The organism is Mesorhizobium sp. M0808 (assembly GCF_040320025.1).
GTDB lineage: Bacteria > Pseudomonadota > Alphaproteobacteria > Rhizobiales > Rhizobiaceae > Mesorhizobium.
Window position 1 is genome coordinate 180706 of the sequence record NZ_JAMYOX010000006.1, and the last position, 22684, is coordinate 203389.

General features: G+C 63.4%; 25 protein-coding genes. 12 read left to right on the forward strand and 13 right to left on the reverse strand.

Annotated features, from left to right (window positions below; genetic code table 11):
* Genes NKI25_RS11010 through NKI25_RS11020 form a run of 3 tightly spaced genes read right to left on the reverse strand, consistent with a single transcriptional unit; the run spans nt 1 to nt 4738 of the window.
* Nucleotides 1-2823 (reverse strand): DUF4159 domain-containing protein, encoded by a 2823-nt coding sequence (locus NKI25_RS11010; RefSeq protein ID WP_352998441.1) that lies wholly within the window; start codon nt 2821-2823, stop codon nt 1-3.
* A complete protein-coding gene (locus NKI25_RS11015) occupies nt 2820-3734 on the reverse strand; it encodes a DUF58 domain-containing protein (RefSeq protein WP_352568018.1) in 915 nt (304 codons plus the stop codon). The genes NKI25_RS11010 and NKI25_RS11015 overlap by 4 nt, the downstream gene beginning before the upstream one ends.
* Entirely contained in the window at nt 3734-4738 is a 1005-nt protein-coding gene (locus tag NKI25_RS11020) for an AAA family ATPase (protein ID WP_023679494.1), read from the reverse strand. Before NKI25_RS11020 ends, NKI25_RS11015 begins: the two co-directional genes overlap by 1 nt.
* Nucleotides 4739-4884: 146 nt before the next feature.
* Between NKI25_RS11020 and NKI25_RS11025 the strand changes: the two genes are divergently transcribed.
* From NKI25_RS11025 to NKI25_RS11035, 3 genes are read left to right on the forward strand one after another with little or no spacing between them, the layout of a single operon-like run.
* Nucleotides 4885-5514: a DUF1285 domain-containing protein gene (locus NKI25_RS11025; protein WP_023679493.1), complete on the forward strand. Its 630-nt coding sequence runs from the start codon at nt 4885-4887 to the stop codon at nt 5512-5514.
* Nucleotides 5515-5527: 13 nt separating this feature from the next.
* Nucleotides 5528-6160 (forward strand): CoA pyrophosphatase, encoded by a 633-nt coding sequence (locus NKI25_RS11030; RefSeq protein ID WP_352998481.1) that lies wholly within the window; start codon nt 5528-5530, stop codon nt 6158-6160.
* Nucleotides 6157-7425 carry a CCA tRNA nucleotidyltransferase gene (locus NKI25_RS11035; RefSeq protein ID WP_352998442.1) on the forward strand — a complete coding sequence of 423 codons (1269 nt, stop codon included), beginning with the start codon at nt 6157-6159 and terminating at the stop codon, nt 7423-7425. Before NKI25_RS11030 ends, NKI25_RS11035 begins: the two co-directional genes overlap by 4 nt.
* Before the next feature lie 3 nt (nt 7426-7428).
* Here NKI25_RS11035 and NKI25_RS11040 read toward each other — a convergent pair whose 3' ends face one another.
* The 3 genes from NKI25_RS11040 to hemF form a co-directional block, all read right to left on the reverse strand.
* Entirely contained in the window at nt 7429-7614 is a 186-nt protein-coding gene (locus tag NKI25_RS11040; RefSeq protein ID WP_023679490.1) for a DUF1059 domain-containing protein, read from the reverse strand.
* Between the two features lie 283 nt (nt 7615-7897).
* Nucleotides 7898-8158 (reverse strand): DUF1344 domain-containing protein, encoded by a 261-nt coding sequence (locus NKI25_RS11045; RefSeq protein ID WP_023679489.1) that lies wholly within the window; start codon nt 8156-8158, stop codon nt 7898-7900.
* A gap of 257 nt (nt 8159-8415) precedes the next feature.
* Nucleotides 8416-9330, reverse strand: coding sequence for an oxygen-dependent coproporphyrinogen oxidase (gene hemF, locus NKI25_RS11050; RefSeq protein WP_352998443.1), 915 nt, complete (start codon nt 9328-9330; stop codon nt 8416-8418).
* A gap of 103 nt (nt 9331-9433) precedes the next feature.
* Between hemF and NKI25_RS11055 the strand changes: the two genes are divergently transcribed.
* The gene (locus NKI25_RS11055; protein ID WP_352998444.1) at nt 9434-9691 is read left to right on the forward strand and encodes a hypothetical protein; all 258 of its coding nucleotides are present in this window, start codon (nt 9434-9436) and stop codon (nt 9689-9691) included.
* Between the two features lie 36 nt (nt 9692-9727).
* Here the strand turns inward: NKI25_RS11055 and NKI25_RS11060 are convergent, their stop codons facing one another.
* The 3 genes from NKI25_RS11060 to NKI25_RS11070 all read right to left on the reverse strand — a co-directional run bounded on the left by NKI25_RS11060 (nt 9728) and on the right by NKI25_RS11070 (nt 11270).
* Nucleotides 9728-10078, reverse strand: a complete 351-nt coding sequence (locus NKI25_RS11060; protein WP_156937440.1) for a hypothetical protein — start codon at nt 10076-10078, stop codon at nt 9728-9730.
* Between the two features lie 119 nt (nt 10079-10197).
* On the reverse strand, nt 10198-10641 hold the full coding sequence (gene soxR / locus NKI25_RS11065) for a redox-sensitive transcriptional activator SoxR (RefSeq protein ID WP_352998445.1): 444 nt from the start codon (nt 10639-10641) through the stop codon (nt 10198-10200).
* Between the two features lie 170 nt (nt 10642-10811).
* Entirely contained in the window at nt 10812-11270 is a 459-nt protein-coding gene (locus NKI25_RS11070) for a tRNA (cytidine(34)-2'-O)-methyltransferase (RefSeq protein ID WP_352998446.1), read from the reverse strand.
* Between the two features lie 283 nt (nt 11271-11553).
* Here NKI25_RS11070 and NKI25_RS11075 point away from each other — a divergent pair, with 283 nt between their 5' ends.
* From NKI25_RS11075 to NKI25_RS11090, 4 genes are read left to right on the forward strand one after another with little or no spacing between them, the layout of a single operon-like run.
* Entirely contained in the window at nt 11554-12096 is a 543-nt protein-coding gene (locus tag NKI25_RS11075) for a hypothetical protein (RefSeq protein WP_352680854.1), read from the forward strand.
* A 26-nt stretch (nt 12097-12122) separates the two neighbouring features.
* The gene (locus tag NKI25_RS11080; protein WP_352645078.1) at nt 12123-14012 is read left to right on the forward strand and encodes an ABC transporter ATP-binding protein; all 1890 of its coding nucleotides are present in this window, start codon (nt 12123-12125) and stop codon (nt 14010-14012) included.
* On the forward strand, nt 14009-15889 hold the full coding sequence (locus NKI25_RS11085) for an ABC transporter ATP-binding protein (protein ID WP_352645076.1): 1881 nt from the start codon (nt 14009-14011) through the stop codon (nt 15887-15889). The genes NKI25_RS11080 and NKI25_RS11085 overlap by 4 nt, the downstream gene beginning before the upstream one ends.
* A 24-nt stretch (nt 15890-15913) precedes the next feature.
* Nucleotides 15914-16228 (forward strand): DUF6665 family protein, encoded by a 315-nt coding sequence (locus NKI25_RS11090; RefSeq protein WP_023679480.1) that lies wholly within the window; start codon nt 15914-15916, stop codon nt 16226-16228.
* 27 nt (nt 16229-16255) lie between these two features.
* On the opposite strand, the gene NKI25_RS11095 is transcribed toward NKI25_RS11090, so the two are convergent.
* Complete coding sequence (locus NKI25_RS11095) at nt 16256-16600, reverse strand: cupin domain-containing protein (RefSeq protein ID WP_352680850.1); 345 nt, start codon at nt 16598-16600, stop codon at nt 16256-16258.
* A gap of 281 nt (nt 16601-16881) precedes the next feature.
* Here NKI25_RS11095 and petA point away from each other — a divergent pair, with 281 nt between their 5' ends.
* From petA to NKI25_RS11115, 4 genes are all read left to right on the forward strand, one after another.
* Nucleotides 16882-17442, forward strand: coding sequence for a ubiquinol-cytochrome c reductase iron-sulfur subunit (petA, locus tag NKI25_RS11100; protein ID WP_023719206.1), 561 nt, complete (start codon nt 16882-16884; stop codon nt 17440-17442).
* A gap of 17 nt (nt 17443-17459) precedes the next feature.
* Entirely contained in the window at nt 17460-18761 is a 1302-nt protein-coding gene (locus NKI25_RS11105; RefSeq protein ID WP_352450515.1) for a cytochrome b, read from the forward strand.
* An 88-nt stretch (nt 18762-18849) separates the two neighbouring features.
* Nucleotides 18850-19722 (forward strand): cytochrome c1, encoded by an 873-nt coding sequence (locus tag NKI25_RS11110; RefSeq protein WP_023679477.1) that lies wholly within the window; start codon nt 18850-18852, stop codon nt 19720-19722.
* A gap of 214 nt (nt 19723-19936) precedes the next feature.
* Nucleotides 19937-20482 (forward strand): adenine phosphoribosyltransferase, encoded by a 546-nt coding sequence (locus NKI25_RS11115; RefSeq protein WP_254819181.1) that lies wholly within the window; start codon nt 19937-19939, stop codon nt 20480-20482.
* A gap of 43 nt (nt 20483-20525) precedes the next feature.
* Here the strand turns inward: NKI25_RS11115 and NKI25_RS11120 are convergent, their stop codons facing one another.
* The 3 genes from NKI25_RS11120 to corA all read right to left on the reverse strand — a co-directional run bounded on the left by NKI25_RS11120 (nt 20526) and on the right by corA (nt 22563).
* Nucleotides 20526-20996: a MaoC family dehydratase gene (locus NKI25_RS11120; RefSeq protein WP_023678444.1), complete on the reverse strand. Its 471-nt coding sequence runs from the start codon at nt 20994-20996 to the stop codon at nt 20526-20528.
* Nucleotides 20993-21454, reverse strand: coding sequence for a MaoC family dehydratase (locus NKI25_RS11125; RefSeq protein WP_023678443.1), 462 nt, complete (start codon nt 21452-21454; stop codon nt 20993-20995). The genes NKI25_RS11120 and NKI25_RS11125 overlap by 4 nt, the downstream gene beginning before the upstream one ends.
* A 134-nt stretch (nt 21455-21588) precedes the next feature.
* Complete coding sequence (gene corA / locus NKI25_RS11130; RefSeq protein WP_352680846.1) at nt 21589-22563, reverse strand: magnesium/cobalt transporter CorA; 975 nt, start codon at nt 22561-22563, stop codon at nt 21589-21591.
* Nucleotides 22564-22684 lie beyond the last annotated feature (121 nt).

Sequence of the window (22684 nt, forward strand, 5' to 3'; positions counted from 1 at the left end):
CTATTGCCCCAGCCGTTCGAGCAGCACCGGGACGTGCACCTGATCGGATTTGTAGTTGCCGGTCAGCATGTACATCATGATGTTGACGCCGGCACGCAGCGCATAGATGCGCTGCATCGGATCCGAAGGCACCGTCGGCAATAGCGGGTCGCCATTCTCGTCGACGGCCCAAGCGCCGGCGAAATCATTGGCGGTGATCATGATCGGCGAAACGCCGTCGCCGGTGCGCACCGGGCGGTTCTCGGTGTTGCTGGCTTCGAGCGATGCCTCGACCCAAAGCGGGCTGCCGGCAAAACGGCCAGGAAACTCCGGAAGAATGTAGAAGGATTTGGTCAGCACGTGGTCCGACGGCACCGGCTCCAGCGGTGGCACGTTGAGGTTGCCGAGGATGTCGCGCAGCCGCTCAGTCGCCGGGCTGGTCGAATCCGCACCAATGCCATTGGCGAACTGGTCGCGGGTGTCGAACAAGACCGTTCCGCCCTGCTGCATGTAGGCGTCGATGCGGGCGATGGCGGCCTCGCTGGGCAGCGGGGCCGAGGGATCGATCGGCCAGTAGATCAGCGGATAGAAGGAAAGTTCGTCCTTCGAGATGTCGACGCCGGCCGGTGCTCCGGGTTCGAGCGCGGTTTTTTCGATAAGAAAGCGGGTCAGGCCTTCGAGCCCGGCGCGGCTGATCGAATCGACACCCGGCTCGCCGGTCAGCACGTAGGCGATCCGGGTCTTTGAAATGTCCCCGATGGCCTCCGTATCTCCCGGTTTGGCGTCGTCGGCGCGCGCGACGTCCGCGTGGCCAATCAAGGCGCCGAGCGCAATCAGCAGGACGGCTGCCGTCGCCGCAGCGCCGGCACGGCGCGGCCGGCGCGACAACAGGCCGCCCATCCAGAATACGGCAAGCGTGTCGAGCACCATCAGCACCAGGGCGGCCGTGACAAGCGGACCTTTGAGGTTGTGCTGCTCGTCGAAGGCATACTGGATGGTGGTGACCGGCACCGTGATTTCAGGCCGGGCCAGCGGCGTGAATGCGCTGTCGCCGCCGAGCAGATTGTGAGCGAACACTCCTGTCTCGGAGCCGTAGAGGCCGGGCGGATTTTCCAGCGTCACCGGCAGCCGGCCGGCGCCGGGCACCAGCGGCCTGGCATCCGGCGTCGGCGGCACCAGCGTGCCGTCGGCGGCGATCATACGATAGGGTGCCAGCGACGTGGCGGCGGCCTCGGCATTGGCGACAGCCGCGCCCTGGTTGCGCGACAATTGCACGATGCGCCGCAGCATCTCGACGAAGCTGCCGGAGATCGGCAGGTTGGACCACGTCGCCTCGGGGGTGACGTGGAACAGCACGAGGGTACCCTTGTCCTTCTTCATCCCGGTCACCAGCGGCGTACCGTCGGCAAGCGTAGCCCAGGTGCGCTCGACGATGTCGGGCGTCGGTTCGGCTAGGACCTGCCTGGTGACGGTGACCTCGGTGGGCGGCGCGAGGTCGGCGAAGGGACCGGTTTTCGGGAATTCGGTGACCGGCTGCGGCGCCGTCCATGACAGCGCGCCGCCAAGCGATCGTTCGCCCGTGCGCAGCCGAACTGGCAGCAGGTCGTCGTCATTGCCGGCAGCGGCCAGCCGCGAACCGGCAAAACGCACCAGCGTGCCGCCCTTGTCGACCCAGTCAACCAGCCTTTGCCGCGCTTGTTCCGGAATGGTGCCGACATCGGCCATGACGATCATCGCCGGCTTCTGGTCGAGCAGTTGCGGGATCGCGTCGGCGAGATCGACGCTCGACGGCTCGACCAGATCGGCGAACGGCTGCAGGGCGCGGCGGATGTAGTAGAGCGGCGACAGCAGCGGTTGCGCCTGGTCGGCCTCGGCCTGCGACAACAGCCCGACGCGGCGGCGTTTTGAGCTCTCATCGAGCACGCGGACGGCACCGGCCTGGCGCTCGCCGTCGAGCGCGACGTAGGCGAAGTCGTTGCGCAGTTCGAACGGCACGGCCATCGTGCCGGTGGCGGTGGATCCGCCCGGGGCAAAGGTCAGCGTCGCGTCGGCGATGCGGCGGCCCTTGTCGTCGAAAGCGCCGGCCGTGACCTGTGCAGGCGCCGGGTCGCCGGGCGCGCGGATGGCGGTCAGGGCGAAGCCGTCGACCTGGTTGTCGGCGCCGGTCAGGCCGGTCAGCGACAGCCGGTCGGAGACGGCCCAGACAACGCGTGCTGCGTTCTTCGACAACAGCGTGTTGAACGCGGCTTCGTCGCCTTGCGCCGCCAGACCATCGGCGAGCACCGCGACGCTGGCGCCAGGCAGCGACTCCAAGGCTGAAGCGACGCGGGCATAGACGGCGGGGCGGTCGGTCGGGATCGGCCGCGGCTTTGCCGCGCGCAGCCGGTCGAGCGCGGCAGCGGCATCGAAGGGACCGATCTCGGCATTCGGCTTCTCGGCGGTGAAAGCGATGAGCACCGGCACGCCGTTCGAATTGGCATCGGCGATCAGCCGCTCGGCGGTGGCGACGCGCTTGCCCCAGTCGGCGGCACTTGCCCAGTCATTGTCGATCACCAGCGCCAGGGCAGCGCCCTCGGCCGGCAGCTTTTCGCGCGGATTGAAGACCGGTTCGGCAAGTGCTGCCACGACAAGCGCGGCCATCAGCAGCCTAAGCAGCGTCAGCCACCAAGGGCTCTGCTGCGGCGTTTCTTCGCGCCTCAGCACGCGGGCGAGAATCCTGAGCGGCGGAAACACCTCGGCTTGCGGCCTGGGCGGGGTCAGCCGCAGAAGCCACCAGATCACCGGCAGCGCCAGCAGGCCCCACAGCACCATCGGGGCCCCGAAGGAGAGCGGCAGCCAACTCATGCGCGGGCCCTCCCGGCAAAGCTGCCCTCGGCGGTCATCGCCATGTGGATGCGCACCAGCGCCTCGGAGGCAAGGCGATCGGTATGATTGACGGTAAAGCTCCAGCCAAGCCGTTTGCACCAGGCGGCCAGTTCCTGGCGGCGGGCGGCATAAAGCAGGCGATATTCCTCGCCCAGCATTTCGGCGCGGCCGGCGGTCAGCTTGTCGCCGGTCTCAGGATCGGTGAATTCGGTGCGCCCGGCATAGGGGAAGCTTTCCTCGGCCGGATCGGCGACCTCGACCAGATGGGCGCGCACGCCGTGGCGGGCGAGCACGTCCAGCCACGCCATGGTGTCCTCGACCGGGTCGAGGAAATCGCTGACGAGGACGATGTCGCAGAACCGGCGAATGCCGGATAGGTCGGGCTTTGCCGGCAGGTCGGCGGCGTGCATCAGTTGCGCCGCGATGCGCTCGGCGCCATTGCGGGCGGTGAACGGGTCGGTCAGGCCCGGCCAGGCAATGCGCTCGCCGCTGCGCGACAAAAGCTCGGCCATGGCCAGCGCCAGCACCAGGGCGCGCGATTCCTTGGAAACGCTGGCTCCGGTCGATTTGTAGAGCATGGAAGGCGAGGGATCGGCCCAAAGCCACACCGTGTGGGCGGCCTCCCATTCACGGTCGCGGACATAGGTGTGATCGTCGCGGGCGGAACGGCGCCAGTCAATGCGCGAGGAATCGCCTTCGACATAGGGCCGGAACTGCCAGAAATTCTCGCCGATACCGCGCTTGCGGCGGCCATGCCAGCCGGCAATTACCGTGTTGACGATGCGGCGCGCCTCGACCAGCAGGTCGGGCACCAACGAAGCCCGCAACCGGCCTCTGGCGAGCGCATCGCGCGTCGCTGCCGGTGCCTGCGCTTCACCGATGCGCGCCATCAAATCCCTTTCGCGAGCTTCGCCACAACATCGCGAACCGTGGTGCCCTCGGCGCGGGCGGCGAAGGTCAGCGCCATGCGGTGCTGCAGCACCGGCTCGGCGAGCGCGCGGACGTCGTCGACCGACGGCGCCAGCCGGCCGTCATAGAGGGCGCGGGCGCGGGTGCACAGCGTCAGCGCCTGGCTGGCGCGCGGGCCTGGGCCCCAGGCGACGTACTTGTCGGTATCGGCGTTGCCCTGGCCGGGGCGCGCTGAGCGCACCAGCTTGAGGATCGCCTCGACGACGCTTTCCGGCACCGGCATACGGCGGATGAGCGTCTGGATGTCCTTCAGCCGCGCCGGCTGCAGCACGTTTTCAGCCTTGGCATCCTCGATACCGGTGGTTTCCAGCAGGATGCGGCGCTCCGCCTCGATCTCGGGGTAGAGGATATCGACCTGTATCAGGAAGCGGTCGAGCTGCGCTTCCGGCAGCGGATAGGTGCCTTCCTGCTCCAGCGGGTTCTGCGTCGCCAGGACGTGGAACGGTGACGGCAGATCATGGCGCACGCCGGCAATGGTGACGTGGTATTCCTGCATCGACTGCAGCAGCGCCGACTGGGTGCGTGGCGAGGCGCGGTTGATCTCGTCGGCCATCAGCAGTTGCGCAAAGATCGGCCCGGAAATGAAGCGGAAGGAGCGCTTGCCGAATTCATCCTGCTCCATCACCTCGGAGCCGAGAATGTCCGATGGCATCAGGTCGGGCGTGAACTGGATGCGGCGCGAATCGAGGCCGAGCACGATGCCCAGCGTTTCGACCAGCTTGGTCTTGGCGAGGCCGGGCACGCCGACCAGCAGTGCATGGCCGCCCGCCAGCAATGCGACGAGCGTGCGCTCGACGACGCTTTCCTGGCCGAAAATGACCCGGCCGACGCCGTCACGGACCCTCGAAATGTCGGCCAGCGCTTTCTCGGCCTGCGCCACCATGTCCTTTTCGCTGATCGGGCTTTCCTTGATCATAACGCTCATGCAGCATCGATCCTTCTGGTTGGAAATTCCGCTTGGCACCTTGGTGCCGCAGAGAATGCCGCGATTCGGCCTCGCATGGCGCCTGCAATGAACTTAAATCACAGACTTAGGCTGACAAGCGGAACAACAGTGACTATTTCGTGACCATGACGGAAGCCGCCGACCATCGTGAAGAGAGGCTGACGGCCGCGACCGAGGCGCGCGGGCTGGAGGCGCTGGTCTCGCGCGCGACGCGCGCTGGCAAGGGGCCGGCGCCGGTGGAACGCTGGAATCCGGCATTTTGCGGCGATCTCGACATGGAAATCAAGCAGGACGGCACCTGGTTCTATCTGGGAACGCCGATCGGCCGGATGCCGCTGGTGCAGCTTTTTTCCTCAGTGCTGCGCAAGGACGCGGACGGTAGAACCTACCTGGTGACGCCGGTGGAAAAGGTCGGCATCCGCGTCGCCGACGCGCCCTTCATTGCCGTCGAGATGGACGTGTCGGGCGCCGGCGACGGACAAATCGTCACCTTTCGCACCAATGTCGGCGACGTGGTAGAGGCTGGGGCGGGACACCCGCTGCGCTTCGTCGATGAGGACGAGACAGGTGGCCTGAAGCCTTATGTGCTGGTGCGCGGGCGGCTGGAGGCGCTGGTGGCACGGCCGGTGATGTACGAATTGGTCGAGCACGGCGAAGAGATCGACATCGGTGGCAAGACGATGTTTGCCGTCCGTTCCAAAGGCGAGGTCTATCCAATCATGCCGGCTGAGAAACTGAAACGGCTGAGCGCATGATGGACCGCCTATGATGGATCAGGTGATGCCGTTGCCGTTTTCCGCTGCCGGGTTTCGCCAGCGCGTCGCGGCACAGCCGCTGGCGCATGCCGGCGACGATTTTGGCGACCACCGCTTCAATCCGGGCCATCCCAGGCTGAAGCTGGCCAAGGCGCTGCGCGATGCCGCCGTGCTCATCCCGGTGGTCGATCATGGCCATGAAGCCACGGTCCTTTTGACCAGGCGGGCGGAAAAGCTGCGCAACCATTCGGGGCAGGTGGCTTTCCCCGGTGGTACCATCGATCCAACCGATGCGAGCCCGGAAACGGCGGCGTTGCGCGAGACATCCGAGGAGATCGGTCTCGATAGTGATTACATCGAGATCATCGGCAGTCTGCCGGACTACGTTTCCGGCAGCGGCTATCGCATCGCCCCGGTGCTCGGGATTGTACGGCCCGGTTTCAGCCTGACGCTGAATTCCGACGAAGTCGATGCCGTCTTCGAGGTGCCGCTGGGCTTTCTGATGGACCCCGCCAACCACACCAGAGACAGTCGCATGTGGAACGACCTCGAATGGTTCTATTACGAGATGCCCTATGGCGGCCAGCGCATCTGGGGCGTCACCGCGGGCATCATCCGTACGCTTTATGAAAGGCTCTATTCGTGAGCGATCCAGTGTCGATCGCGGGCAAGGCCGGGTGGCTCGGCGAACACCACCTGCAGCGCCTGCTCGCCGCTCTGACTGATGGCGGCGAGGAGGCGCGTATCGCCGGCGGTGCGGTGCGCAACGCGCTCATCGGCCAGCCGGTCGCCGACATCGACATCGCCACCACCACGGTGCCCGAGGAAACCATCCGGCGCGCCGAGGCGGCAGGCTTCAAGACGGTACCGACCGGCATCGAGCATGGCACAGTCACCGCGGTCGGCCACGGCAAGGCCTATGAGGTCACCACGCTCCGTGCCGATATCGAAACCGACGGCCGGCGCGCCAAAGTGTCGTTCGGCCGCGACTGGAAAGCCGACGCTGAGCGGCGTGATTTCACTATCAATGCACTCTATGCCGAGGCCGATGGAACGGTCGTCGATCTGGTCGGCGGTATCGCCGATATCGAAGCGCGGAGGCTGCGATTCATCGGCGATCCGGAAGCGCGTATCCGCGAGGATTATCTGCGCATCCTGCGTTTCTTCCGTTTCTTCGCATGGTATGGCGACGGCAGGCCGGATGCCGAAGGGTTGAAGGCTTGTGCCCGGCTGAAGCAGGGGCTCGACCAGCTTTCGGTCGAGCGCGTCTGGTGGGAATTGAAGAAATTGCTGTCGGCGCCGGATCCGTCGCGGGCGCTGCTGTGGATGCGCCAGGCCGGCGTTCTGACCGCCGTTTTGCCGGAAAGCGAGAAATGGGGCATCGATCCCATCCACGGGCTGACCAAGACCGAGAAGGATCTGGCCTGGGCGCCGGACCCGCTGCTCAGGCTGGAAGCCATCGTGCCGCCGGATGCCGCGCGCATGAAAACGCTTGCCGAGAGATTGAGGCTTTCCGTGAGCGAAGCAAGCCGGCTGCGGAATTGGGCGATCACAGCTGCCGTCGATCCGAAAACGACCGAAGGAGAGTTGGCGAAAAGGCTCTATTTTGGCGACCGCCAAGGCTTTGTCGATCGGTTGCGGCTGTTGCTCGCTTCCGCTCGAGCCCGCGCGATCGAGGACAATGACGCACTGCTCGAAGCCGGCGGCTTCTCGCGCCTGCTTGCCTTCGCTGCAAAATGGCAAAACCCTGTTTTTCCGGTCAAGGGCGCCGATCTGACGACGCTTGGCGCATCACCGGGGCCGAAGCTTGGTGCAACGTTGAAGAATCTCGAAAAGGAATGGGTCGAGTCCGGTTTTGCGCTTGATCGCGGCGCACTGCTCAAGCGCGCCGCGGAGGCACTCGAATCCTGACTGTCACGCTGCGTCGCGGACCTTTTCGATGCGCGAGCGGATCGCTTCGATCATCGTCTCGCGGATCACCGTCTCGCCGTGCGTCTCGCGCAGATGCTCGACGGCACGGCGCATGACCTCAGCCTCCTCCTCGGCGCGTGTGTGCCACTCGCAGCCGGGTACGAGCGACCCGCAATGGAATTCCTTCATCGGCTTCTCCTCATCTCCTCCTTGGAGCGCCGCACAGCGCACTGACACGGAAGCTCCAGACCTTTGATTGCGCGATCCGGAAACCGCGTACGGTATCCGGGCTACACGCTGGCCAGCTAAGCATAACACGATCGAACGGTTTTGGTTGCCTTAGAGTGCCGTGCGTCCAAGCCGACACGCGACCCTCTAGTGATCGGGTTGTTGCGAAAAGGCGGAGCATCGCTGCTCCGCCCTCTTACGCTACCCAGGAGTAAGACCTCGTCTTGCTCCAGCGGGCAGGACATCACTTCACGATCTTGACTGCCTCGGCAATTTTATCCTTGCCGCTCATATCCCACGTGACGCGGACCTTTTCGCCGACCTTCAGGCCAGGATCCTTGAAGGTCTGGGGCAACGTAAAGGTGGCTCCGTTATCCAGAACTAGGCTCATCGCCGTTCCATCAAAGCTTTTGATCGTGCCGGTGGTGTGCTTGACCGCAGCGAATGCGGCAGTACCAGAGGCGAGAACGGCAGCGGCGGCTGCGGTCATAATAAGCTTGCGCATGGCATGCTCTCCTGGAAAATGCGGGCACCGCTTGGGAAAGGTGCCCCATTCAATCATGGGCCGTCCGGTCACGTCGGGTCGCGGTTCTCGGGAGTAAAGAACCGCCGGCGTTTCCCGGCCCGACGCGACAAATAGCCCAATCTTTACAATGGCATATTAGACGAAAAAGATATTTTCTGGCGCGCCTTGCGCCACATTCGCCGTCAAATTCTGGGGATTTGGACCCGATTGCGGCTCACGTCGTGCTCACCGAGATTTTACGGCCATTTCGCTTCTGGCGGCAGGCTGGACAGAATCGAGGCGACATTGCCGCCGGTCTTCAGCCCGAAGATGGTGCCGCGATCGTGAAGCAAGTTGAATTCGACATAACGGCCGCGGCGGATGAGCTGCTCGTCACGGTCGCCATCGGTCCAGTTGTCATTGAAGTTGGCGCGCACCAGATGTCCGTAGACGACGAGAAAAGATCGCCCGACGTCCTGGACGAAGTTGAAATCGGCGTCCCAGCCGCCTTTGTCCTCATCCGAATGCAGCCAGTCGAAGAAGATACCGCCGGTACCGCGTGGCTCGTCGCGGTGCGGCAGGTAGAAGTACTCGTCGCACCAGGCTTTGAATTTCACGTAGTCGGCGATCGCCGCGTTCTTCTCGCAGGCAAATTGCATCGCTCTGTGGAAGGCGATCGTGTCGGGGTCGTCCTGGCTGCGGCGGCGGTCGAGCACCGGTGTCAGGTCGGCGCCGCCGCCGAACCACTGGCGCGAGGTGACGACCATGCGCGTGTTCATATGCACGGCCGGCACGTTGGGGTTCCACGGATGGGCGATCAGCGAAATGCCGCTTGCCCAGAAGGAGGGGTTCTCTTCGGCGCCCGGCATCTGCTTCCTGAATTCGGGCGAGAACTCGCCGTGGACGGTCGAGGTGTGGACGCCGACCTTCTCGAAGACGCGGCCGTGCATCATCGACATGATTCCGCCGCCGCCCTTGCCGGCATCGCGTTGCCACGGCGTCTTTTCGAAGCGGCCGGGCGACCAGCTGGCCTGCGGCCCCTGCAGGTCCTGCTCGATCTGCTCGAAGCTGGCACAGATGCGCTCGCGCAACGTCTCGAACCACAGCCGTGCCTTCGTCTTCTTCTGTTCGATGTCGGCTGGCAGCCCCGCCGGTATCTCGGGTCGTTGCAAATCCTGTCTCCGGTTGCGGGCGCGCCCGACAAATGACTCGTCTTTTCCGGCCGCGATCCCTAATCTCTTGGGTGCAAGGGTCAAGTGTGAATGGAGTACTTTCGTGCGCACCCCGGCAACACGGCCGCTGGATGGCCTGAAGAAGAGGCTCGACCGTTCGCGCGCCGAGAACGCGCGAATGCCGCGCGACGGCTTCCTGCGCGAGACCTTCGTGCTGCCGCGCTCCGATGCTCGTCTCAAGGCGAAGGAATGGTTCGAGCGCTTTCCTAAGCAGGCCTATTGGACCGAGATCGAAAGCTGGTTCGAGCGGCCGGGCGACGTCATCGAATTCACCATCAGGCGGCTGCCGGCGGCGGATTAACGCTCCGGTCTCGAGGCTGAACGTATCAGGGCTAGTTCATCTGCCCTGAACGATCTTGATAAACACGCTTCTATCGCCCGTTCCTAGATGCGCTCTTTTCATCTCGGCATACGTCAGGCGCCCATTCGCGAAGGCCCGCACGGTTCTTCCGCACCAGACACGTGGCGCCGCGGCTGCGCTGACATTCATGATCTTGCCAGCTTCCTGCTTCGAACTGAGAGGCGATTGCTCCGAATGCCTGATGCATTCCGTAAGCACTTTCTTATACATGGCAGGACTGCCCTGAACCAAAGTCCTTGCCGTATTCCATTCACCTTCGCTCGGCATGCATCCAGCCAACACAATGGCGCCAAGCAACGCGGCGTAAGTCTTGTATGCAAATTTCAATTCTGCCCCCCAAGGTTAGTTGCAGGGGCGTACCAAGCACGGGCACATGAACTTCACAAGACTGTATAGTGACTAACGGACAGGATAAGTTCGCTGAACCCGTCCAGACCGTCATGGCTTCAACGCACGACCAGCCTGCGGGCGCCCGCGCCGTCCCTTGCCAGCCTGTCGTTCTTATTCCGCAGCGGACATTTGTCGATCGACATGCAGCCGCAGCCGATGCAGTCGCTCAGCCCGTCGCGCAGCTTCTTGAGCTGACTAATTTTCTTGTCGAGGTCGTCGCGCCAAGCCGTCGAAAGCAGGTTCCAATCCTCGCGCGTCGGCGTCCGGCCTTCAGGCAATGATCGAAGGGCTGTGCCGATCTCGGCCAGCGAAATGCCGACCTCCTGCGCTACCTTGATGATCGCCACCCGTCGTAGCACGTCGCGGCCGTAACGCCGCTGGTTGCCTGATGTGCGGTGGCTGCGGATCAGCCCGCGCGCTTCGTAGAAATGCAGCGCCGACACCGCCACGCCGCTGCGCATCGCCACCTGGCCGACTGTTAATTCCGTTGCCGCAGACATCTCCGATTTTCCGCTTGACCTCAAGTTAAGTTGAGCTTGTAGCGAAGAAGCCTCGTAGATGCAAACGGCAGGAGAAGGCGATGGGCGTCTGGATGAGAATGACCGGAGAGGACGCAGTGTTGCGTGAGGACGACGCCTTGGTCGCTGCGGCCGGCGATCGCGTACACATCCTAGCGGAGCTGCCGGATCGCCTCGGCCGCCACCATCGCAACGGAAAGCGCGACGTTGATGCTGCGCGCGCCGGGCTGCATCGGGATGATCAGTCGCGCATCCGCCGCCTCGTGAACGGCGTCCGGCACGCCTGCGGATTCACGGCCGAACAAGAGAATGTCGTCGCCGGCAAAGGCGAAATCCGTGTAGGCGGTCGTGGCTTTGGTCGAAGGCAGCACCAGCCGTCGGTTGCCGAGTCTGCGCCAGTCCTCAAAGGCGTGCCAGTCGACATGCCGGGTGAGCGCCGCCATTTCGAGGTAGTCCATGCCGGCCCGTTTCAGCGCCCGGTCACCGAGCGGGAAGCCCGCCGGTTCGATGATGTCGACGCCGAGACCGAGGCAAGCGGCGAAGCGCAGGATTGTCCCGGTGTTGCCGGCGATATCAGGCTGGTAGAGCGCGATGCGGAGACGGTCGTTCATTTCCGCGTCTTTCTAATAAGTGGCAGATCAGCCACAGAGCTCTCGCGGTTTTGGAAATTCCTGGACTGGCGGGTGGTCATTTTCTGCGAAGTCGGTTATACGGCCAGTATTGTCAACCCGAACCGATGGAGGGGTAATTCATGATGGCCATGCACATCCACCACCCCTCTCGTGGGCTTACCAGCCCGACGGCGGTTTCGGTACGACGATTCTCCTGACCTTCTAGACTTCAATCGCACCGATTCCCGCCGAAACCTTTTTCGGCCTTTGAAGGAATCCTGCGATGTTTTTCAAGCTGTGGAAGGGGCTGAACGCCCCACCTGAACACGCTTCGACCGATGCCACCTTTGCCGCGCCGCGCGTGCCCGCGGCCTGGGTTGGTTCACCCTTCTACCTGCATCTTCAACTGGAGAACGGACCGATGTTCGATCCCTGTAGAATACCCGGCTCAAGAAGCCTGCACGAGCGCAAGACTGCGACCTGGGCGCTTTTGATCGGCGAGACCTACTCGTCGGCGGTTCACGCCGAGACCCGCCGGCGTCCGCATCGCGGCATGCTGCCGGACGTCGATTTCTCGCGCGCCGTTCCGGACTATAGCCGGCCGTCGCTGGTGCGCCGGATCATCAGGCTGATCCGGCCTGGTGCAAAAACCGGCGCGAAAATCCGGATCGTCAAAACGTCGTCAGCATCGTCAAACGAGACTGTCGGCGAAGGGCCCGCGACAACCTATATAGCGCGAAGCAGGACCGGCGAGGCGGACGATTCCGTATCGCCGGTCCTTGACGCCATGCGGTCTGGGCACCTCGTCCGTTCGCGTGCCGCGTGAGCGGAAACAGTATTGTGAGCATCTCTATGTTTAGCTGGTTTGAAAAAAGGCTCGATCCGTTCCCTGCCAAGGAGCCGGTCGAGCCGCCGCGGACACTGATCGCCTTCTGCGTGCATTATACGCGCGGCGCGTGGCCCTACATCGCTCTCGATGCGGTACTGGTGACGGCCATCGCCCTTGCCGAGGTGTGGATGTTCGGCTTCATGGGCCGGATCGTCGACTGGCTGTCCGGACAGAATCGCGAGACGTTCCTGCAGACCGAAGGCTTGAAGCTGGTCGGCATGGCATTCATCGTGGTTTTCGCGCTGCCGGCGACGGTCTGGTTCCATTCGCTGCTCAACCAGCAGACGCTGATGGGTAATTATCCGATGCGTATCCGCTGGCAGGTGCATCGTTACCTGCTCAAGCAGTCGATGAGCTTCTATCAGGACGAGTTTGCCGGGCGCATCGCGACCAAGCTGATGCAGACCGCGCTCGCGGTGCGCGAGTGCGTCATCAAGCTCATCGATGTGCTCAACTATATCGTCGTCTATTTTCTCGGCATGCTGTTCATTGTCGGCTCGGCAGACTGGCGGCTGGCTGCGCCGCTTGCCGTCTGGCTTGCCGGATATGTCCTGCTGTTGCGCTATTTCATCCCGCGGCTGGGCAAGGTCGGCGAGGAGCAGGCCAATGCGCGCTCAACCATGACCGGCCGTGTCGTCGACAGCTACTCCAACATCCAGACGGTCAAGCTGTTCTCGCATGCGCGGCGCGAGGCATCCTTCGCCAAGGACGGTATGGCCGGCTTTCTCGATACAGTCTACCGGTCGATGCGGCTGGTGACACAGCTCTACGGCCTGCTCTACGTCCTGAATTCGCTGCTGTTGTTTTCGGTCACCGCAATCTCGCTATGGCTGTGGCTCGGCCAAGCCGTGACGATCGGCGCCGTCGCCCTGGTCATCGGCCTCGTGCTTCGGCTCTGGGGCATGTCGCAATGGATCATGTGGGAGATGTCCACGCTGTTCGAGAATATCGGCACGGTGCAGGACGGCATCGCCTCGATCTCGCTGCCGCGCCTCGTCGAAGACCGGCCTGGCGCCAAGGATATCGCCGTGACCAAGGGCGAGATCCGTTTTGAGGACATCCGCTTCCACTATGGCAAGCAGAAGGGCGTGATCGAAAGCCTGTCGCTGACGGTGAAGCCGGGCGAGAAGGTCGGCATCGTCGGCCGTTCGGGTGCCGGCAAGTCGACGCTGGTCAATCTTCTGTTGCGCTTCTATGACCTCGAAAGCGGCAAGGTCCTGATCGACGGCCAGGACATTGCGGCGGTGACGCAGGACTCGCTGCGCGCGCAGATCGGCATGGTCACGCAGGACACCTCGCTGCTGCATCGCTCGGTGCGCGAGAATATCCTCTATGGCCGGCCGGACGCCAGTGACCAGATGCTGATCGAGGCGGCGCGGCGCGCCGAGGCGCTGGATTTCATCGCCGGATTGTCGGATTCTAACGGTCGAAAGGGTTTCGACGCGCATGTCGGTGATCGCGGCGTCAAATTGTCCGGCGGCCAGCGGCAACGCATCGCCATAGCCCGTGTTATGCTGAAGGACGCACCAATCCTTATCCTCGACGAAGCGACCTCCGCCCTCGATTCCGAGGCCGAGGCGGCCATCCAGGAGAACCTCTACAGACTGATGCAAGGCAAGACCGTCATCGCCATTGCGCACCGGCTGTCGACGATCGCGGCCATGGACCGGCTCGTCGTCATGGACAAGGGCCGCGTCATCGAGGAAGGTTCGCATGAGGAACTGGTTGCCAGCGGCGGGCTCTACGCCCAGCTCTGGCAGCGCCAGTCGGGCGGCTTCCTGCTCGACGACGGCCCCTCTGCCAACGATGCAGCCGCCAACGATGCACTCGTCAAGGGTGAAGCCGCCGAATGACTGCCATCTACCGCTGGTTCGAGAACTGGGTCTATCCATTCCGGGAGCCTGCGGACCTTCGGCCACCTGCCGGCGTCAGGGGTTTCCTCTGGCATTATGTCGGGCAGGCGAAGATCGCCTTCTTCGCCATGCTGCTGATCGGCGGCATCGCGCCGTTAGTCGAAGCCGGACTGTTCTATTTCGTCGGGCGGCTGGTCGACATCCTCGATCAGCTTCCCGGCGAACGCAGCTGGCACGCCCTGTGGACTGCCGCCGGCCCGGAACTTGTCTTCATGATCGCGGTGGTGCTGGTCATCCGCACCATTGTCGTCGGCCTGTCGGCGCTGGTCGACGAGCAGACGATCACGCCGGGTTTCTATAATCTGGTGCGCTGGCAGGCGCATCGCCATGTCTCGCGCCAATCCTACGCCTTCTTCCAGAACGACTTTGCCGGACGTATCGCGACCAAGGTCTGGCAGGCGGGACAGGCGACCGGCGATCTGATGGAAAGCTTCATCGAGGTCGTCTGGTTCATGGTCGTCTATACGGTAACGACGCTGGCGCTGGTCGCCGGGCTCGATCTCCGGCTGGCGGTGCTGGTGGTGATCTGGATTACCGCCTTCGGCTTGCTGGCCAGGCGCTATTTGCCGGCGATCCGCAAGCATGCCGAAGCCACCGCCGAAGCCGGCTCGATGATCACCGGCCGCCTTGTCGATTCCTATTCGAACGTCCAGACGCTGAAACTGTTCTCGGCCGATGGCGACGACCGCTACATCAGGAACGGCTTCGACATCTATCTCGACGCGCTGCGCCCGTTCACCCGCCGGCTGACCGGCGTGCGCATGGCACTGACGATGCTGTCGGGCATTATGATCACGGCGATCGCCTGCTTTGCCGTTTATCTCTGGGTCGAGGGCTCGATCACAGTCGGCGCCGTGGCTTTCACGCTGTCTTTGGTGCTGCGGCTGAACATGCTGCTCGGCCGGCTGATGATGCAGCTCAACGGCATCTTGCGGAACCTCGGCGTGCTGGAAAACTCCAAGGCGCTGATCTCACAGCCGCTCGGCCTGACCGATGCGCCGGACGCGAAAGAGATTGTCGTCGGCGGCGGGCGCATCGACGTCAGCAATGTCGAGTTCCACTACGGCAAGGGGTCCGGCGTGCTCGACGGCATCGACCTCGTCGTGCGGCCGGGCGAAAAGGTCGGCCTGGTCGGCCCGTCCGGCGCCGGCAAGACGACCTTGGTCAATCTGATCCTGCGCCTCTACGACCTCGAGAGCGGCAAGATCACCATTGACGGGCAGGACGTCTCCAGGGTCACGCAGAATTCGCTGCGCGCCAATATCGGCGTCGTCAGCCAGGATACGGCACTTTTCCACCGCTCGCTGCGCGACAACATCAAGCTCGGCATGCCGGAAGCGACCGACGCCGAGGTGGTCGCGGCAGCGAAGAAGGCCGAGGCGCACGAGTTCATCCTCGGTCTGCGCGACAATCGCGATCGTATCGGCTACGAGGCCTATGTCGGCGAGCGCGGCGTCAAGCTCTCCGGCGGCCAGCGCCAGCGCGTGGCGATCGCCCGCGTCTTCCTCAAGGATGCACCGATCCTGGTGCTCGATGAGGCGACCTCGGCGCTCGATTCCGACATCGAGGCGGCGATCCAGGAAAATCTGGCAAGGCTGATGGAAGGCAAGACGGTCATCGCCATCGCGCATCGGCTGTCGACCATTGCGGCACTCGACCGGCTGGTGGTGCTCGACGAGGGCCGCATCGTCGAGCAAGGCACGCATGACGAGCTGGTCGGGCTCGACGGGCTCTATGCCAGGCTATGGAAGCGGCAGTCCGGCGGCTTCCTGTTCAACGAAGAGAGCGCGTTGGCCGAGACCCGGCCGGCGGAGTAGTTTTCTATAAAGCGGAGTGAAATCATGGCGGTGAGAATGCCATCGAATTTCGGACGGTCCGGCGCGCAGGAGAGCGCGTTGGACCTGCTTGGCCATGAAATCCTCGGTGAAAAGGCGGCAGCGCTCGGCCGCGCCGGCCGGCGCGTCGAGGAAACATTGACGAGGCTGCGCGAGAATTGCGACAGTGTCGACCGTGCCCGGCTGCTCAGGGATGCAGCCGAAGCGGTGCACGGGTATTTCATCCAGCGCGAACTCTGCGGCCTGCGCAAGCACGACGCGGTGATCCGGGAATACAACATTCCCAAGGCCGTGCTGGCCAGGCTCGGCGCTAGCGCATGATCCGAACCGGAACTGGTTTGGGAAGCGTTATTCCAGCCACTCGGTGATGAAGCTGCCGTTCTCGTGTATGTCGGTGGTTTCCAGCGGGCCTGGCCCGAGATTGGTGAATTTCTGCGGCGTGTCCGGCGGTACGACCAGGATCTGGCCGGCGGTGGCCTCGATCTGCCGGTCGCCGACGGTGAACAGGCCGGTGCCGGTCCGGATGATAAAAATCTCGCAATAGGGATGGCTGTGCAGCCTGGGGCCGCCGCCGATCTCGGGCAGGTAGTTGAAGATCAGGCAGCTGCGGGAGCCGTAAGCTCCGCCTTGCAGCTCGCCCTGCCAGCGGTCGGGCGCTTCGGCCCATTTGTCGCGGTCTATGACATGCGCCATAGGCCGAGGATAAACCGGGCCAGCGCCAGCTGTCGAGGCGAACGCAGCCATTTGGTTTTGCTGCTGTTTTCCAATCGTTCCGCCGTGCGAATTACGCCCCCGCGACAATCTGCCCTTGTGCCTTCACCCGTCTGGACAAAAACAGGCTTCACGCATAAACCCAAGTCCCAAATGCCGGAGGAATTCGCTAGCCTGTTCGCCATGCGCAGTCGGGCCGGCGCGATTGAGCGGGGAACAAGGCTCGGCCGCCGGCACGGAAAAGGCGAAAGGATCAGGCACCCGTGAGCGCAACCGACACCCAGGATCCCAACCGTCGTGATTTTCTCTACGTCGCCACTGGCATGGCGGCGGTGGTCGGCGCGGGCGCTGTCGCCTGGCCGTTCATCGATCAGATGCGTCCGGATGCCTCGACGCTGGCCCTTGCCTCGGTTGAGGTCGACGTATCTTCGCTGACGCCAGGAATGTCGCTCGTTGTGAAGTGGCGGGGCAAGCCGGTGGTCGTGCGCAACCGCACCGAGCAAGAGATGAAGGACGGCGAGGCGGTCAATCTCGCCGAGCTCAAGGATCCAATCGCCCGCAACGCCAATTTGCCGGCCGACGCCCCGGCAACCGACGCCAACCGCACCACGCCGGGCAAGGAAGCCTGGATGGTGATGGTCCAGGTCTGCACCCATCTCGGCTGCATCCCGCTAGGCCAGGAAGGCGATTTCGGCGGCTGGTTCTGCCCGTGCCACGGTTCCGTATACGATACCGCCGGCCGCATCCGGAAGGGGCCGGCGCCCGAGAACATGGCGGTGCCGGTGTTCCAGTTCATTTCCGACACCAAGATCCGTATCGGCTGAGGCAAGGGATATTTTCCATGAGCGAGGGACACTCGACCTATACGCCCAAGACCGGCATCGGACGCTGGTTCGATTCGCGCATGCCGCTGCCGCGGCTGGTCTATGACAGCTTCATCGCCTATCCGGTGCCGCGCAATCTGAATTACGCCTGGACCTTCGGCGGCATCCTCGCGCTCATGCTGGCGGCGCAGATCCTGACCGGCATCGTGCTGGCCATGCACTACGCGGCCGACAGCACTCTCGCCTTCGATTCAGTCGAGAAGATCATGCGCGACGTCAATTCCGGCTGGCTGCTGCGCTACCTGCATTCGAACGGCGCGTCGTTCTTCTTCATCGCCGTCTACATCCATATCTTCCGCGGGCTCTACTACGGCTCCTACAAGGCGCCGCGCGAGCTGCTGTGGATCCTCGGCTGCATCATCTACCTCTTGATGATGGCGACCGGGTTCATGGGCTATGTGCTGCCCTGGGGCCAGATGAGCTTCTGGGGCGCCACCGTCATCACCGGCTTCTTCACCGCCATCCCGCTGGTCGGCGACTGGATCCAGCAGCTTTTGCTCGGCGGCTTCGCGGTCGACAATCCGACGCTGAACCGTTTCTTTGCGCTGCATTATCTATTGCCGTTCATGATCGCCGGCGTCGTCGTGCTGCACATCTGGGCGCTTCACGTCGTCGGCCAGAACAATCCGACCGGCATCGAGGTCAAATCGAAGACCGACACGCTCGCCTTCACGCCTTACGCGACCATCAAGGATGGGTTCGGCATGATCGTGTTCCTGTTCGTCTTCGCCTATTTCGTTTTTTATCTGCCGAACTATCTCGGCCATCCGGACAATTACACCGTTGCCAACCCCCTGAAGACGCCGGCCCACATTGTGCCGGAATGGTACTTCCTGCCGTTCTACGCGATCCTGCGCGCGATCACCTTCAATATCGGGCCCATCAACTCCAAGCTCGGCGGCGTGCTCTGCATGTTCGGCGCGATTGTTATGCTGTTCCTGGTGCCGTGGCTCGACACCTCGAAGGTGCGCTCGGCAGTCTACCGGCCCTGGTACAAGCTGTTCTTCTGGCTGTTCGTGGCCGACGCCATCCTGCTCGGCTGGCTGGGCTCGCAGCCGGCCGAGGGCAGCTATGTGTTCATGGCGCAGATGGCGACGCTGTTCTACTTCGCCTTCTTCCTGGTAGCGCTGCCGGTACTTGGGCTGATCGAGACGCCGCGGCGGCTGCCGAATTCGATCACCGAGGCGGTGCTCGGGAAGAACAAGGGTGGCGGTGGACATCCCGCCGGCGCCACGGCCGCGCCGGAAACCAAAGGCTGAGCATGATCCCGAAAAGTGGAAACCGGTTTTCGGACAAGATCATGCTCGAGACGATGACAGCGCGTCAGAGAATCTCAAGGGGATTTGCATGAAGAAGATTCTCACCTCGCTGGCGCTGCTTGGCCTTGTGGCCGCGGGCATTGGGGCCACAGGCACTGGAGCACGCGCCCAGGAAGAGGCGCACAACGAGGCGGCGCCGACGCATTTCCCGATACACGAACCAAAGGAAATGGACTGGAGCTTCGCCGGGCCGTTCGGCACCTACGACAAGGCCCAGCTGCAGCGCGGGCTGAAGGTCTACAAGGAAGTCTGCTCGGCCTGTCATTCGATGAATTTGGTGGCGTTCCGCACGCTGGAAGGCCTTGGCTATTCGGATGCGCAGATCAAGACGCTGGCGGCCGAATACACGATCCACGACGGCCCGAACGATGCCGGCGACATGTTCGATCGCCCCGGCAAGCCGTCCGACCATTTCCCGGCGCCGTTCCCCAATGCGGAAGCGGCGGCGGCGGCCAATGGCGGCGCAGCACCGCCCGACATGTCGCTGCTGGCCAAGGCGCGCGGCGTTGAACGGGGCTTCCCGCGCTTCGTCTTCGACATCTTCACGCAATATGCCCAGGGCGGTCCCGACTACATCCACTCGCTGCTGACCGGCTACGACCAGCAGCCGCCGGCGGGCATGGTCATACCGGAAGGCACGCACTACAATCCGTACTTCCTGTCCGGCGTGTCGCTGAAGATGCCGAAGCCGCTCTCCGACGGCCAGGTTACCTATGATGACGGCGCGCCGCAGACGGTCGACCAGTATTCGCGCGACGTGTCGGCCTTCCTGATGTGGGCGGCCGAGCCGCACCTCGAGGACCGCAAGAAGACCGGCTTTCGCGTGCTGGTCTTTCTGCTGCTGTTCGGTGCGCTGGTCTACCTGACAAAACGCAAGGTGTGGGCCGGCGTGGCGCACTGAGCCCTGCGATATACGAGAATGCGAGGGCGTCGAAAGGCGCCCTTTTCATTGCAGGCATGTCGATTCATCGCAGCCGACGCTGAGCAGGTCCCATTGCCGGACAATTTTCCGTCAGGCGCCACATGGCGGTAGCCGGACTTGGCGGCACCGGGTTACGATTGGCCCATTCCTTTCACGTCTTCACCCGAATCTGAATAGCCCGGAGAGCCGCTTGATGAAATCCTCGCTCGAAGAGACGCTGCTTGCCGCGATCCGCACCATTCCGGATTATCCCAAGCCGGGCATCCTGTTTCGCGACATCACCACGCTGCTCGGCAATGCGCGGGCCTTCCGCCGCGCCATCGACGAGCTGGTGCATCCCTATGCCGGCCTCAAGATCGACAAGATCGCCGGCATCGAGGCGCGCGGCTTCATCCTCGGCGGCGCCATCGCCCACCAGCTCTCGGCCGGCTTCGTGCCGATCCGCAAGAAGGGCAAGTTGCCTTACGAGACGGTGCGCGTCGCCTACAGCCTGGAATACGGGCTGGACGAGATGGAGATGCACAAGGACGGTGTTTCTCCAGGCGAGAAGGTAATCCTCGTCGACGATTTGATCGCCACCGGCGGCACGGCCGAGGCGGCCGTCAAGCTATTGCGGCAGATCGGCGCCGATATCCTCGCCGCCTGCTTCGTCATCGACCTGCCGGACCTTGGCGGCCGAGAGAGGTTAGAGGCGCTCGGCGTACCGGTGAGGACGCTGATCGGGTTTGAGGGGCATTGAGCGTTTCTTCCTTCTCCCCTGTGGGAGAGGGAAAGAACTCCGCTCACTCCACCTTCACCAGCACGGCACTTTCGAATTCGATGACCTTGTCGCCGGTCGAATCGAAGGCCTCTGAGCGGAGCGTCAGCAGCCGCCAGCCCGGTCGCGAGGCGATGGGGCGATGGGCCAGCGCGGTGCGGGTGAAAGTCACGGTTTCCCCGGCATAGACAGGTTTGGGCCATTTGAGATTCTTGAAGCCGGGCGAGGGGCCGAATTCCGGCACCGGCCCAGGACCGGGCCAGCGGGCGACCTCTGCCTCTATGCCAGCCTCGAGGTTCAATTTCATCCAGGTGGCGGCGGTGTGCCAGCCCGAGGCGCAGAGCCCGCCGAATATGCTGTTCCTCGCCGCCTCTTCGTCGATATGGAATATCTGCGGGTCGTATTTGCGGGCGAACGCCTTGATCGCCTCCGGTTCGAATCGATGTGAACCGAGCGTGACGGTGATACCGATGCAGAAGAATTCGTCGAGGCTCACGCACGGCCCTCGCGGGTGAGGAACATGACGGTGTTTTCGAGCTCGAAAACACCTTCGCCGCGCTGGTTGAACAACTCGCTGCGCATGGTCACCAAGCCAAGGCGGGGTTTCGATCTGGACAGTCGCTTGGCAAGGACGGTGGTGCTGCCGGTCAACAGGTCGCCGGCCAGGACTGGCCGTTTCCATTTGACCTGGTCGACGCCCGGCGCGCCCTGGGAGGTCGAGTCGAGCAGGAAGGCATCGCACAGCATGCGCATGAACATGGCGCAGGTGTGCCAACCCGAAGCCGCCAGCCCGCCGAGAATGCTGGCCTGGCCCGCGGCCTCGTCGAGATGCATCGGCTGGGCATCGAATTCACCGGCGAATTCTATGATTTCGGCGGCACTTACCAGCTTGGTGCCGAGGTCGAGCGAAGCGCCCTCGACAAAATCCTCATAAGCCCAGGTCTTTGCGGTCATGGTCTGGAAATCCTGTTCAGGATTGTACGATCGCTACGGGTCCGGGTCCCGGATGCAGGCAGCGTGGCATTTGGTCAAGCAATTTCTATTGCGCCAGCCCGCTGCGCCCAAGCCGCAGCGCGGTATTGACGACCCTATAGCCAGCCGCGGCGGCGGAAATACCAGAAGGGCAGGATTGCCGAAAGCACCATCATGCCGATGGCGAAGGGATAGCCAAAGTGCCATTTGAGCTCAGGGATGATGTCGAAATTCATGCCGTAGATCGAAGCGACAAGCGTCGGCGGCAGGAAGATGACAGCGGCGACGGAGAAGATCTTGATGATGGCGTTCTGCTCGATCGAGATCATGCCGAGCGTCGCGTCGAGCAGGAAGCTGATCTTCTGCGACAGGAACGTGGCGTGGTCGGCGAGCGACAGCACGTCGCGCGACAAGGTCTTGATGCGAGCGCGGGTGTCCTTGCTCATCCTGCTTTGCGTGGAGGCATGGGCGAGAAAGCCGGCAAGGCGCTGCAGCGAGATCAGGCTGTCGCGGATCGAGGAGGCGAGGTCCTCCTTGCGGCCAATGCCTTTCAACAGCTCCTGGAAGTCGCGGTTGCGCTTGGAAACCTTGGTCGAGCGTGCCTCGAAGATGTCGCGCGAGATCGCCTCGACGTCGCGGCCGGCGCGCTCCAGAATGTCGGCGAGGCGGTCGACGATCGCCTCCAGCAGTCCGATCAGGATGGTGTCACCGCTGGTGCAACCGGTCGCCACCTTTTCGGCGCGCAGCGGAAAGGTCTTGAACGCCTTCGGTTCGTGGTACCGCACGGTTATCAGCCTGCTGCCGGCGAGCACGAAGGTAACCGGCGACATCAACGGATCGTTCACCTCGGTCTGCGCCGGCAGAATGGCGGTCATGAAGTAGGCGCCGTCCTCGACGTAGAGACGGCTCGAGATCTCGATCTCTTCCATCTCTTCGCGGGTCGGAACGGCGACGCCGAGCCAGGTCTCGATTGTCGTCTCTTCTTCCTTTGTCGGGTTGAAGAGGTCGACCCAGACGACAGTGTCGCTGTTTTGCAGGAGATCGTCGACCAGGCGCAGGCGATCATTGTCGACGACGAAGGCCTTGATCATCGCCGGGTCTCCCTTGCTGTTGCCAAAGAGCGTTCGTTTGGAGGGGGCGCGTCAGTCACATCGCACGGACGCGGGCAGGCGAGGCGCGAGGCCGGTGCAGAGGCCCCTTAGACCCCGCACG

Coding starts and splice junctions, on each gene's coding strand:
- NKI25_RS11075 (WP_352680854.1), top strand. CDS start 11,554: ATGTTTTTCAAGCTGTGGAAGGGGCTGAACGCCCCACCTGAACACGCT.
- NKI25_RS11115 (WP_254819181.1), top strand. CDS start 19,937: ATGAAATCCTCGCTCGAAGAGACGCTGCTTGCCGCGATCCGCACCATT.
- NKI25_RS11030 (WP_352998481.1), top strand. CDS start 5,528: ATGGATCAGGTGATGCCGTTGCCGTTTTCCGCTGCCGGGTTTCGCCAG.
- soxR (WP_352998445.1), bottom strand. CDS start 10,641: ATGTCTGCGGCAACGGAATTAACAGTCGGCCAGGTGGCGATGCGCAGC.
- NKI25_RS11010 (WP_352998441.1), bottom strand. CDS start 2,823: ATGAGTTGGCTGCCGCTCTCCTTCGGGGCCCCGATGGTGCTGTGGGGC.
- NKI25_RS11040 (WP_023679490.1), bottom strand. CDS start 7,614: ATGAAGGAATTCCATTGCGGGTCGCTCGTACCCGGCTGCGAGTGGCAC.
- NKI25_RS11070 (WP_352998446.1), bottom strand. CDS start 11,270: ATGAACGACCGTCTCCGCATCGCGCTCTACCAGCCTGATATCGCCGGC.
- NKI25_RS11020 (WP_023679494.1), bottom strand. CDS start 4,738: ATGAGCGTTATGATCAAGGAAAGCCCGATCAGCGAAAAGGACATGGTG.
- NKI25_RS11025 (WP_023679493.1), top strand. CDS start 4,885: ATGACGGAAGCCGCCGACCATCGTGAAGAGAGGCTGACGGCCGCGACC.
- NKI25_RS11110 (WP_023679477.1), top strand. CDS start 18,850: ATGAAGAAGATTCTCACCTCGCTGGCGCTGCTTGGCCTTGTGGCCGCG.
- NKI25_RS11125 (WP_023678443.1), bottom strand. CDS start 21,454: ATGACCGCAAAGACCTGGGCTTATGAGGATTTTGTCGAGGGCGCTTCG.
- NKI25_RS11015 (WP_352568018.1), bottom strand. CDS start 3,734: ATGGCGCGCATCGGTGAAGCGCAGGCACCGGCAGCGACGCGCGATGCG.
- NKI25_RS11090 (WP_023679480.1), top strand. CDS start 15,914: ATGGCGGTGAGAATGCCATCGAATTTCGGACGGTCCGGCGCGCAGGAG.
- NKI25_RS11105 (WP_352450515.1), top strand. CDS start 17,460: ATGAGCGAGGGACACTCGACCTATACGCCCAAGACCGGCATCGGACGC.
- NKI25_RS11085 (WP_352645076.1), top strand. CDS start 14,009: ATGACTGCCATCTACCGCTGGTTCGAGAACTGGGTCTATCCATTCCGG.
- NKI25_RS11095 (WP_352680850.1), bottom strand. CDS start 16,600: ATGGCGCATGTCATAGACCGCGACAAATGGGCCGAAGCGCCCGACCGC.
- corA (WP_352680846.1), bottom strand. CDS start 22,563: ATGATCAAGGCCTTCGTCGTCGACAATGATCGCCTGCGCCTGGTCGAC.
- NKI25_RS11080 (WP_352645078.1), top strand. CDS start 12,123: ATGTTTAGCTGGTTTGAAAAAAGGCTCGATCCGTTCCCTGCCAAGGAG.
- NKI25_RS11045 (WP_023679489.1), bottom strand. CDS start 8,158: ATGCGCAAGCTTATTATGACCGCAGCCGCCGCTGCCGTTCTCGCCTCT.